The sequence below is a fragment of the Pseudomonas sp. GW-45 genome, assembly GCF_056896675.1.
Window position 1 is genome coordinate 2,138,545 of record NZ_CM167674.1, and the last position, 12,211, is coordinate 2,150,755.

The 12,211-nt window shown below is 54.7% G+C and carries 9 protein-coding genes; 2 read left to right on the plus strand and 7 right to left on the minus strand.

The genetic code is table 11. The features are described 5' to 3' along the window. Positions 1-6: 6 nt before the first annotated feature. Positions 7-924: an AAA family ATPase gene (locus AC1XYH_RS09715; protein WP_483323005.1), complete on the minus strand. Its 918-nt coding sequence runs from the start codon at positions 922-924 to the stop codon at positions 7-9. 67 nt (positions 925-991) lie between these two features. Here AC1XYH_RS09715 and AC1XYH_RS09720 point away from each other — a divergent pair, with 67 nt between their 5' ends. Continuing rightward, a complete protein-coding gene (locus AC1XYH_RS09720; protein WP_483323006.1) occupies positions 992-1,945 on the plus strand; it encodes an alpha/beta hydrolase in 954 nt (317 codons plus the stop codon). Here the strand turns inward: AC1XYH_RS09720 and AC1XYH_RS09725 are convergent. From AC1XYH_RS09725 to AC1XYH_RS09735, 3 genes are all read right to left on the minus strand, one after another. Beyond that, entirely contained in the window at positions 1,885-3,237 is a 1,353-nt protein-coding gene (locus AC1XYH_RS09725) for a TAXI family TRAP transporter solute-binding subunit (protein ID WP_483323007.1), read from the minus strand. The genes AC1XYH_RS09720 and AC1XYH_RS09725 overlap by 61 nt on opposite strands. Before the next feature lie 233 nt (positions 3,238-3,470). Further along, the gene (locus tag AC1XYH_RS09730; RefSeq protein WP_483323008.1) at positions 3,471-4,790 is read right to left on the minus strand and encodes a Na+/H+ antiporter family protein; all 1,320 of its coding nucleotides are present in this window, start codon (positions 4,788-4,790) and stop codon (positions 3,471-3,473) included. A 152-nt stretch (positions 4,791-4,942) separates the two neighbouring features. Then, the gene (locus AC1XYH_RS09735; protein WP_483323009.1) at positions 4,943-5,371 is read right to left on the minus strand and encodes an ion channel; all 429 of its coding nucleotides are present in this window, start codon (positions 5,369-5,371) and stop codon (positions 4,943-4,945) included. A 361-nt stretch (positions 5,372-5,732) separates the two neighbouring features. On the opposite strand from AC1XYH_RS09735, the gene AC1XYH_RS09740 reads away from it, so the two are divergent. Further along, positions 5,733-6,965, plus strand: a complete 1,233-nt coding sequence (locus AC1XYH_RS09740) for an OprD family porin (protein ID WP_483323010.1) — start codon at positions 5,733-5,735, stop codon at positions 6,963-6,965. Between the two features lie 169 nt (positions 6,966-7,134). On the opposite strand, the gene AC1XYH_RS09745 is transcribed toward AC1XYH_RS09740, so the two are convergent. The 3 genes from AC1XYH_RS09745 to lon all read right to left on the minus strand — a co-directional run bounded on the left by AC1XYH_RS09745 (position 7,135) and on the right by lon (position 12,149). After that, positions 7,135-9,030 (minus strand): SurA N-terminal domain-containing protein, encoded by a 1,896-nt coding sequence (locus AC1XYH_RS09745; RefSeq protein WP_483323011.1) that lies wholly within the window; start codon positions 9,028-9,030, stop codon positions 7,135-7,137. A gap of 231 nt (positions 9,031-9,261) precedes the next feature. After that, positions 9,262-9,534 carry a nucleoid-associated protein HU-beta gene (hupB, locus tag AC1XYH_RS09750; protein ID WP_092284196.1) on the minus strand — a complete coding sequence of 91 codons (273 nt, stop codon included), beginning with the start codon at positions 9,532-9,534 and terminating at the stop codon, positions 9,262-9,264. 215 nt (positions 9,535-9,749) lie between these two features. Beyond that, entirely contained in the window at positions 9,750-12,149 is a 2,400-nt protein-coding gene (gene lon, locus AC1XYH_RS09755; RefSeq protein WP_483323012.1) for an endopeptidase La, read from the minus strand. Positions 12,150-12,211 lie beyond the last annotated feature (62 nt).

The window sequence follows — 12,211 nt, forward strand, 5'->3', positions numbered from 1 at the left end:
CGTTGCTCACACCGCTGGCACTTCGTTGAGCAGCCAGAGCGCGAGACTGTCGCCGCCGTGGCCTGCGGGGTCATTTGCGGCGCGCAAGCGGTGGCTAACCACTGAAGGCAATACCGCCTGTACGTCTTCAGGAATCACGTAACTACGCTGTTCAAGCAAGGCCCAGGCACGGGCCGCGGCCAGCAACCCCAGACTGGCGCGGGGCGACAGCCCCCAGGCACAAACGTCGCTGTTGCGGGTGTGATTCACCAATCGCAAAATGTAATCCACCAAGGCTTCGCTGGCGTTGACCTGCGGCACCAGCGCTTGAAGGCGACGCAACTCATCACGACCGAGTATTGCCTCTACGCGGTCCAGCCGCACACGACGGTCGTCGCCCTGCAGTAAGCTTTTCTCTGCTTTCTCGCTCGGGTAACCCAACGACAGACGCATAAGAAAACGATCCAGCTGCGATTCCGGCAAAGCAAAGGTGCCGCCCTGTGATACCGGGTTCTGGGTGGCGATCACAAAAAAGGGATCAGGCAACGGGCGTGTCGCGCCATCAACCGTCACCTGCCCCTCCTCCATCGCTTCCAGCAAGGCGCTTTGGCTCTTGGGTGTGGCCCGATTAATTTCATCAGCGAGCACTAACTCGGCGAAGATAGGCCCCGGATGGAAGACAAATTGACCGCTGTTGCGATCAAAAACCGACGTACCGAGAATATCCCCAGGCAGCAAATCGCTGGTAAATTGAATCCGCTGATAACTCATGCCCAAAACCGAGGCCAGCGCTTGTGACAGGGTGGTTTTACCCATGCCGGGCAAGTCTTCAATCAGCAGATGCCCTTTTGCCAGGATGCAGGTCAAGGCCAGTTTGACCGCGTGGGACTTGCCCAACACGACCTGATCTATCGCATCCTGCGCCGCTTTCAACGCGTCCTTCATGCTCACCTCATCTCCGGGTTACCATGCCATGGTAGGTGCAAGCGCTGCGGCGTGAAAGACAAATGCAATGGCTTGTAACAGCTTGCGCACCGATAACTCAATCAGCGTCGAGGATCTGCCCATGCTGCTGCGTAATCTTTCTGTGTTATTAACCACCCTGCTAACCGGTTGTTCGGCGTTATCTCCGGTCAACTGGCTGGCATCCCACGATGGTTACCAGAAGCTGAGCAATCAGTCTTACGGCGAGTTACCACGGCAGCAACTGGACGTTTATCTACCCGAAAAACTGGAGCCCGGCGCACCGGTGGTGGTGTTTTATTACGGCGGCAGCTGGAGCAGCGGTGAACGAGCCCAGTATCGGTTTGTTGGCCAGGCGTTGGCCAGCCGCGGCATCATCACGGTGATCCCCGATTACCGCCTATATCCTGAAGTACGCTATCCAGACTTCCTGCGCGACAGCGCCAAAGCATTGGCCTGGACCAAAGCTCATCAGAGCGATTGGCAACAAGAGCCAGGGCCTTTGTTTGTGATGGGGCACAGTGCCGGCGCTTATAACGCCGCCATGCTAGCTCTTGATCCACGCTGGCTGGCAGAGGAGCAACTCAGCCCAGAGATGCTTAGCGGGTGGATTGGCTTGGCGGGGCCGTATGACTTTTTGCCGATCCGCAATCCCGATGTGCAGCCGGTGTTCTATCACCCTGACACGCCAGTTGACTCACAACCCTTGGTACACGCGAGCGTAAAGAGCCCACCAGCGCTGTTGCTAGCCGGCAGTGAAGATGATTTAGTTGACCCAGAACGCAATACCCGGCAGTTGGCCCAAGCCCTGCGTGAACAGGGCGTCGCCGTAGAGAGTGACGTGCTGGACGACCTGGGCCATATCAAGATTCTGCTGACACTCGCATCACCCTTCCAGCACTGGGCGCCGGTGATTGAACAGGTCAGCTGTTTCATCAGTGCTCAGGCCGGCCCAGAGGCCTCCTCACCCTCTTCCTCCGACTGCATGGTTCCCAGTCGGTAGATCATATAGCGCACGTGCAAATGCAGGCTGTATAGCTCGTGCGCGTAGGAGAGCGGCACATCAACATGGTTGAGTTCGCCCTCCAGATCCTTTAACCCTTGAATCTCTTCCGCGTAGCGCTCGCGGATTTTGCCGCTATGGATCAACTTGTCGATCCGTCGCAGATGCTCATACCAGCGATAAACGCGTGCGCGCACACGCCAGCGATACAGCGGGCCCATGCTCTTCAATAATGGAAACATGATGGCAATGAAGGGGATGATCAGTACCACGTAACGGTCTACCGCCGAGGCGACCTGGAAGGGTAAATATCGCTGCAGGAATGGGACGCCCTGACGATGATAATAATCAGCCTCAGCGCTGAGCTCTAGCCCCATAGGCTCACCTGCAGGGAAGCGTCCTGGCTGATCCAGCAGATTGCCTTCGCGCAGTACCTTGCGCGCGGCTTCCAGCACTACCGCAGTGAGCGCCGGGTGAAAGTCCTGATTACCCACCAGCATCGCTACCGGCGATAACACCTTGGTGTCCTGCTCAGGCACATGCTGTGCAATATTCAGCAGACCTTTGGGGACGTCCAACGCTTCCAGAAAATGCAGCCTTGCCGCGAAGGCATCAGCCTGCGAGAGGTCAATCAAGGTAATGTCCGGATTGGCCGCCAAACGCGTTACCAATCGATTACCCGCTGGCAATACCAGAAAAGCCGCATCTAACTCATCAGCAATCAACGCGTTCGCCGCAGCGGTACTGCCCATTTTGCGCCACAAACCGTCATTCAGCAGCTCTAGCCGCGTCAGGTCTTGGTGTTCCTGATACAGCCCTTTGAGTACCGCCCAGGTTCCACTGCCGTCACTGCCCACCGCCACTCGTTTGTCTTCCAAATCAGACAATTGAGTGATGTTCGCGCCCTTGCGTTGAAACAGCCACAAAGGTTCATGGTAGAGCGCAGCCAGACCAATCAGACGCTTGCGCTGTACAGGCTGCAGCAATGATTCGGTACCGCTCTGAATCAAGCCGATTTGTACTTCGCCAGTGCCATCAGTAAGACGTTTAAGGTTATCCAACGAGCCGCGACTGGGCCTTAGTTGCAGGTCAATTTTCTGCTTGGCCAGTTCCTCTTTCAACGCCATACCAAACTGGTGATAGGCGCCGGTTTCGCTACCAGTGGTCATCACCAACACCTTGGGTGGTGCAGGATCGAGAAAACGGAAGAGTAACCACACCAACAATAACGTCAGCGGGATGATCCATAGGTTAGTACGAATAAACAGCCATATATGTTTCAGACTTTGCATCCTGCCACTCCGAAGACGAATCTCCCTTCAGTCTAATCAGCCTACGGCGGCAGCGCGAAAGATAGGTAAAAAAATGTTCAAGTGCGCGGCAAGCCTTGATCAACTCAATCTGAACGGGCATGCAGAATAGGAGACGCCCCTGCGAACCTCCGCCGAGGGGCGAAGGCTCGCAGGTAAATAGGCTGCGACCGCGCTGTTTCTCTAACGCTTGGCGCTTAAAGAATGGTTCAACATCACAGCACCATCACGGCCAGCCAACCGAAGGCAATAAGCGGCAGGTTGTAATGCAGAAAGGTCGGCACTACCGTGTCCCAGATGTGATTGTGCTGGCCGTCCACATTTAGGCCGGCTGTCGGTCCTAAAGTTGAGTCAGAGGCGGGTGAGCCCGCATCACCCAGCGCGGCAGCGGTGCCCACCAGTGCAACTATTGCCAAGGGGCTAAACCCTAACTGAGCCGCTAGCGGCACATAAATAGCCGCGATAATCGGGATGGTGGAGAATGAAGAGCCAATCCCCATGGTGATCAGTAAACCAACCAGCAGCATCAGCAACGCAGCCAACGCGCGATTACCGCCAATGAGGTCAGCGGAGCTTTCTACTAACGTCTGAATCGCTCCAGTTGCACGCATTACCTCGGCAAACCCGGCGGCGGCGATCATGATAAAACCGATCATCGCCATCATCTTCATGCCTTCGGTAAACACCCCGTCAGCGTCTTTCCAGCGCACCACACCAGAAACGGAGAAAATCACAAAGCCAGCCAGGGCCCCCACAATCATGGAGTCCAGCCAAAGCTGGATGATGAAGGCAACCACCACCGCGACCAGTGCTACCAGCAAAGACATCGGGCTATAGCCACCTTCCAAGCGTTCAACCTGACGAATGCGTGCCACATCGTATTCTCGCGGCTTGCGATAGCTTATAAAAATCGCCACCAGCAAACCGAGCAGCATTCCCAGCGCAGGCAGTGCCATGGCGTGCATCACATTGATGCCCTCCACTTCAGCGCCGCTCTCGGCGACATTCGCCAGCAGAATATCGTTAAGGAAGATGCCGCCAAAGCCTACCGGCAAAAACATGTAAGGGGTTATCAAGCCAAACGTCAGCACGCAGGCTACCGCGCGGCGATCCAGGTTCAACCGCGCCATGACATACAACAACGGCGGAACCAACAGCGGAATGAAGGCAATGTGGATCGGGAGAATGTTCTGTGAAGCAATGGCAACGCCGCCCAGCATCAGGATCAGCACCAGCTTCAATAGTCCCGCTCCACCCTGCTGCTGACGGTCGACTACCTGCAACGCACGATCGGCCAGCGCGTGCGCCAAGCCCGACTTGGCAATAGCAACCGCAAAGGCACCCAGTAGCGCATAACTCAACGCAATATTGGCGCCCTTACCCAACCCATTCTGGAAGGTTTCCAGCGTAGTTTGCAACCCCAATCCACCGAGCAAACCACCGGTAATTGCACCCAGAATGAGAGCGACCACAACGTGTACCCGACACAGGCTCAATACCAACATGACGGCAACTGCCGCAACCACCGCATTCATTTGCGCACTCCAGCAAAGTAAGGCTTAGCCATCTTCGGCACACGGCCAGACAACCCTAAAGGTCGCGTACTCTGCCGAAGGCTGCCCCCGCTGTCAAAAACGCACGACCGAAGGCACAGACCGATGATCGATAAGCCAAGTAGAGAAGCCCGTCAACGCGAGACGAAAGCTCGATCTTTAACCGCTTCTGCGAAGGCTCGGGATAGTGCTGCAGTAGACACGCCAATCATCAAGGCACCATTGAGCGCCTCAAGCGGCCCCAACAGCCGGTACTTGTCCGACATAACGATGTCGCCATAGCCCAAGGTAGAGAAGTTGACTGCCGAGTGATATATAGCCAGCTGCATAGTGTCGAACTCGCCCAACGCATAAAACAACACTGCCCAAGCCACCAGCTGAGCTACGTTGCCGACGATCAGAATGAACATTAAACCGACCGTGACCCGCATAGCAGCCAAAAAGGCCGAGCGTACCTGCGCCTGCCGTCTGGCAAAATAACGCAGCGCGGCGATAACCAAAAAACCTTGCAGCAACAAACACAGCGCCATCATCGACAAGCCCAACACGAAGTTCATCAACATTAACTCTTTCCCTACGGATCGTTATTCAAGCGTTTTAGCAAAGCCGCCGATGGCAAGCTCAGGCTACCGCACTATCTTACTTTCACGGTAGCGATGCCACATCGCGCTTCTAACGCGCCCAACCAACGCCAACTCGTTGCCCGCACTAGACTAAAGTACAAGCCGTATAAGTCCCTACCAATAAACCTCAGAAAAACGTCAGCACCCTGTCAACAACGAGCCTTTCAGATGACGACCCAAGATTGTCGGTGGGTGACACTTTGATGACGTTAATACTATCGTCGTAAGGCCCACTCCAGTCTCCCGTGCTTTAGTTAATTCGCGCCATAGCAGCGCACCGACTCACATCAGGAGAACAACAATGAAGCATGTGAAAACCCACACCCTCGCGGGCGCTATCGCCGTTGCTCTGGGAACATCCCTGGCAGGCAATGCTCAGGCGGCCGGATTCGTCGATGACGCCAACGCCAACCTTCAGTTACGCAATTTCTATTTCAACCGCGATTTTCGTGATCCCGGCGCCCAGTCCAAAGCAGAAGAATGGGCTCAGGGCTTTATTTTCAAAGCAGAGTCGGGCTTCACCGAGGGCTTTATCGGTTTCGGCGTCGATGTTTATGCGGGCGTGGGTTTAAAACTGGACTCTGCCGACGACCGCGCAGGCACCGGCTTACTGCCCAACAGCTATGGCAACGAAGGTCCCGGCAGCTACAGCGAAGCGACTGCTGCCGGCAAAGTACGTCTATCTAAAAGTGTATTGAAAGTCGGTGGTTTGATGCCCAAGCTGCCGATCGCCTCGTCCGGCGATTTGCGCTTGTTACCACAAGAGTTCACCGGTGCCAGCTTGGCAGTAAATGAAATAGAGAATCTAGACCTGCAGGGCGGGCAATTGCGCGAAGTGAACTACCGCAACAGCACCAACTCCGAAGATATACGTGCCACTTTGGGTGGTAGTTCGGACAGGTTCAACTACTTGGGCGGTAACTACGCGTTTAACAGCGACAACACCAAAATTGGGATTTGGGGTGCGGAACTGGAAGATGTATACGAACAGACCCTGTTCAATCTGGTGCATGCTCAACCGGTAGGTGATTGGACGCTCGGCGCCAACCTTGCTTACTTTGATACCGGTGACAGTGGCAACCAGCCATTGGACATTGATCACCAGATGAAGTCGCTGATGCTGTCTGCCGCTACCGGGGCACACAAGCTGTGGCTTGGCTACCAACACAGTGACGGCGACACAGCCTTTCCGTACCTCGCCGAAACCGACCCGTACGTAGCCAACTATGTGCAAATTTTAGACTTTACTCGCGCCGACGAGAAATCCTGGCAAGCTCGCTACGACATTAACTTCGCCACTCTAGGCGTACCTGGCCTCAGCGCGTTTACCCGTTACGTCACAGGCGACGATTTTGCTGTTGGTAACCGCGAAGGCAGCGAATGGGAACGCGATGTTGATGTCAGCTACACCTTACAAAGCGGCCCCTTGAAAAACCTGTCTGTACGCTGGCGCAACGCGATGGTCCGCTCCAATGCCACCCGCGACATTGATGAAAACCGTTTAATACTGAATTACACGTTTGCGTTGAAATAGGCTGCTCCGAACGGCTTCAAGCCCCCCAATACGAAGCCGGTCGTTTTCTGCGGTGACAACTGTCACCGCATTTTTTTGCCTCCAATATTCTTGCTCCTCGCTTTCGGCTTACAAAAAAGCAAAAAAGGCGCCTAAGCGCCTTTTCTGCAATGCCAGTACTTTCGGCCGATCAGAAACGTTCGATCTCAGCGTCAGCTCGCAGCTGTTCTTGCGCAGCGCTAAAGTCCTGTTGGCCCGATTGCCCCGCAATGAACTGTTGATACTGCGAAGCAGCACCCTCCTCAACCTGCACATCTCCGGCGGTTGCCACACCGCGCAACGCCACCAACCAGAAGCCGCCCGCAGGCTGCTTGATACGCCCGTAGACTGCTTTTTCGGCAGTAGGCTTAGGTAGGCCGAACACGCTACGCAGCAACGGCGTGGGGATGTCGCTGGATGAGCGACCCACTGCCTCATACTGTTGCCACTCGGCACCCTGTTGCTGCGCCAAAGCTTCCATGGTCAGCTCACCTGATTGCAAACCGGCAATGTAGCCATCAGCCTGTTCAGCTGACGCTTTTTCAGCCTTTTCGTAAGCCATCAGCTCACTGATCTCCTGCTGCACTTCCTCCAGTGGACGCTGCTCTGGCTTGAGATGCTGTTTAACGCGAACGACCACTACGGTGTCGGCATCCAGCTCGAGCAGATCACTGTTGTAACCGTTTTTCAGCACGTCATCGGTAAAAGCGGCATTCATAACCTTCGGATTGCTCGCCAAACCTTCACCACCCAGACGCTCAACTGGCCCCAGGGACTCAACTTTCAGGTTCAATGCGGCTGCCGGCTCGGCTAGGTCAGACGCTTCGTGCGCCAGATTGGCCAGTTCCTGCGAAGCATCAACAAATGCGCGCTCCACCTGTTCAGACTTCAACTCCTGAACCAGCTGCTCACGCATGGACTCAAGTGTCGGCACTTCGGGTGCCTTCAAGTCAGTCAGTTTGATGAGGTGATAGCCATAGCTGGTAAGCACTGGCGCCGAGACTTCATCCGTTTTTAGAGCAAACAACGCATCATCGAAAGACGGATCAAAGCTACCCTTGATGACATAACCCAGATCGCCACCATTGCGCGCGCTGCCGCCATCGTCTGACACATCGGCTGCTACTTTCGCGAAATCTTCGCCGGCATTGATACGTGCCGCCGCAGCTTCAATACGCGCCTTGGCATCTGCATCGTCATCAGCCACTTCCACCAGGATGTGTGAAGCGCGACGCTGTTCAGCCAAATTGCCGATCTCGCGCTGATAAAGCTCGTTAACCGCGTCTTCGCTTACGTCAACCTGATCAAAGAAACTGGAGCGTGAAAGCGTCAACGTTTCCAGAACTACCTGCTCGGGCGTCATGAATTGCTGAGCACTCGCGGCGTAATACTGCGCGATCTCCTCATCGGTAACCTGAACAGCGGAGGCATCGGCTACCGGCACTTCAATGACCAAAAAGTCACGAGTCTGGTTTTCCAGATCGGCCAACTGCTTACGCTCGACCGGCGTCGCAAATGCAGTCGCTTCGTAGCCATTACGGTACTGGGTAATCAGCAGCTGCTGACGCACCAGGCCACGGAAAGCCATGCGCGAGGGCATACCCATGTTGCGGATCACGATATCGAAGCGGTCACTATCGAATTTGCCGTTTACCTGGAAATCCGGTGTAGTCAGGATTAACTGGTCGATCATTTGATCAGACACGTCGAAGCCCGCCTCTTCAGCACCTTGAATCAGTACCGACCGTTCAATCAAACCATCCAGCACGCTGGTGCGTAAAAAGCTTTCATCAATCATGCTTGGATCAAAGCTGTTGTTGCCCATTTGCTGCAACTGCTGAATCAATTGGCGGCGCTGCAATGCCACAGCCTGCTCCAATTCCAGCTTGGATATCACCTCACCGTTTACCTCAGCCGCCTCATCTGCGGTATTGGAAAAACGACTGATGGACTCCCAGCCAGTCAAAGCGAATATCAGCACAATGACGCCAACGATCACCTTGGCGACCCAGCTTTGCGCATTGTCCCTCATGTTTTGCAGCATCATGCCCCCGAATTCTGTTTAACCTGAACGCCCAGCGCTAGGTTCATGCCACTCAAGCCTTGAATGGTCTTTCTCTACTTCCAACAAAAAAGGCGCATCCTGTCGATGCGCCTTTCTGGTAACTGACGGAGCCATCTGTGCGACGTAATAGGCCTGGGCCTGTAGCGTCCTGGATGGCTCCGTAGCATGCCTTGGCCTGAGCCGTCGGCATGTCACATCAGATCAGGGACGCAATTAGTTCACAGCGTCCTTGAGTGCCTTACCTGCTTTGAAGCCAGGAATTTTGGCAGCGCTGATTTCGATCGGCTGACCAGTCTGCGGGTTGCGGCCAGTGCGCGCAGCGCGCTCCTTAACAGCGAATGTACCAAACCCTACCAATACAACCGAATCACCATCCTTCAGTGCACCAGTGACGGACTCGATGACGGCGTCTAGAGCGCGACCGGCAGCAGCTTTAGGAATATCGGCAGATGCGGCGATGGCATCAATCAGTTCAGACTTGTTCACTCTAAGTCCCCTTATTAAATTCAAATGAGTTGTTAGTCATTATGTAAGCTTGTGGTCTTAGCAAAGCTGTGGCCAGTCAGCATACCTGCTTAGGTCGAAGCACGCTTTATAGCAAGCGGTCAAAAACCGTGTCAAGGAATGCCTGAAGTAATCCCGGACCGGTTAGCAAAACACTCCCACACTGGACGCGCTTCACTCACCGGACCCAAATCGCCTCAGTGAGTACTGATGCGTCCTTTCTCATCAGTCTCGCGATTGTCATCCTTTGCAACCATCTCTTCAACCCCTTCTTTCAAGGGCTCCGGCATGTATTGCAGCGCAATCTGCAACACCTCGTCAATCCATTTCACAGGTTTGACGTCAATATCTTGTTTGATACGGTCAGGAATTTCCTTCAAATCGCGGACATTTTCGTGCGGGATGATCACCGTTTTAATGCCCCCACGATGTGCCGCCAACAGCTTTTCTTTCAAGCCGCCAATCGGCAATACCTGGCCGCGCAACGTGATCTCACCGGTCATTGCAACGTCCGCCCGTACCGGGATTTTAGTCAGCGCAGAAACCAGCGCAGTACACATGCCGACGCCCGCACTGGGGCCATCTTTAGGCGTTGCTCCTTCCGGAACATGAATGTGTATGTCGTTGTTTTCATGGAAGTCCGCCTTGATTCCCAGGCTCGCTGCACGGCTGCGAACCACGGTCAAAGCAGCGCTGATGGACTCTTGCATAACGTCGCCCAACGAGCCGGTTTTGATCTGCCGCCCCTTCCCAGGAACCACGACAGCTTCCAGACTCAGCAACTCGCCACCTACCTGAGTCCAGGCCAAACCGGTCACCTGACCAACCTGATCTGCCTCCTCAGCAAGGCCGTAATTAAACTTGCGTACCCCCAGGTAATGCTCGAGTAAATTCTCATCAAGCGCGACCGGTTTGGGCTTGCGTTCCGCAACCTGTTCTTTCACCACTTTGCGGCAAACCTTGGCGATTTGGCGCTCCAAACCACGCACACCTGCCTCGCGAGTGTAATAGCGGACCAGGTCACGCAGCGATTCTTGGCTGAAAGTGAGCTCGTCTTTCTTCAATCCGTTGTTCTTAACCTGCTTGGGCACCAGGTAGCGATCGGCGATATTGATCTTCTCGTCTTCGGTATAACCCGGAATCCGGATGACCTCCATGCGGTCGAGCAGCGGCGCCGGGATATTCATCGAGTTTGCAGTACAAATAAACATCACGTCCGACAGGTCGTAATCCACCTCAAGGTAATGGTCATTGAAGGCGTGATTCTGCTCTGGATCCAGCACCTCTAGCAGCGCTGAGGAAGGATCGCCGCGCATATCCTGACCCATCTTGTCGATCTCATCGAACAAGAACAGCGGGTTTTTTACGCCCGACTTAGTTATCTTTTGAATCAATTTACCTGGCAGCGAGCCTATATAGGTCCGACGATGACCGCGGATTTCCGCCTCATCGCGCACCCCACCGAGCGCCATGCGCACAAATTCACGATTGGTTGCCCGTGCCAAGGATTCGCCCAGCGAAGTTTTACCTACGCCAGGAGGCCCCACCAGGCAGAGCACAGGCCCTTTAAGCTTACGCACCCGCTTCTGCACTGCCAGATACTCAAGGATACGCTCCTTGACCTCTTCCAGGCCGTAATGATCTTCCTCCAGCACCTTCTCGGCACGCTGGATGTCATGTCGCACCTTGCTGGCCTTTTTCCACGGCACTGCCGTAAGCCAATCGATATAAGAGCGCACCACGGTCGCTTCGGCCGACATAGGCGACATCATCTTCAGCTTGTTGAATTCAGCATTAACCTTGGTCAAGGCTTCTTCCGACATACCGGCGTCGTCAATTTTCTTGCGCAGCTCGTCAAACTCACTGTGCCCTTCATCCAGATTACCCATCTCCTTCTGGATGGCCTTCATCTGCTCGTTCAGGTAGTACTCGCGCTGGCTGCGCTCCATCTGTTTCTTAACCCGGCCGCGGATACGCTTTTCGACTTGCAACAAGTCAATCTCGCCATCCAGCACACCCAACACATGCTCTACCCGCTCGTTCAGAGGGAGTATTTCCAGAATCGCCTGCTTTTCTTCCAGCTTCAGCGATAAGTGAGCGGCCATAGTGTCGACCAAGCGGCCGGGCTGATTAATACTCGAAAGAGACGAAACCACCTCGGAAGGGACTTTCTTACCTAACTGTACAAACTGCTCGAAATGACTCATCAGACTGCGCGTGAGCACCTCGGCTTCACGCTCATCCAGCGTCACCTCAGTCAGCAACTCAACCGTTGCCGACTGATAGCCTTCAACTTCTTCAATTGAGTCAATGCGCGCGCGCTGTTCACCTTCAACCAGCACCTTAACGGTACCGTCTGGCAATTTGAGCAACTGCAAAATGGTGGCGACAGTACCCATGTCGTACATGCCATCGCGCGCGGGATCGTCTTCGCCCGGATCGCGTTGGGCAATCAACAACACCTGCTTACCACCAGACATCGCCTGTTCAAGCGCTTGAATGGATTTGTCACGCCCCACAAAAAGGGGAATGACCATATGGGGATACACCACCACATCGCGTAATGGCAGGAGCGGGAATTCGCTAAGAGTCGTCATGGCTGAGGCTCACTCGCTGAGGGGCGCACAGATACAGCGGCGCCGAAATATGAAAAGTCCAT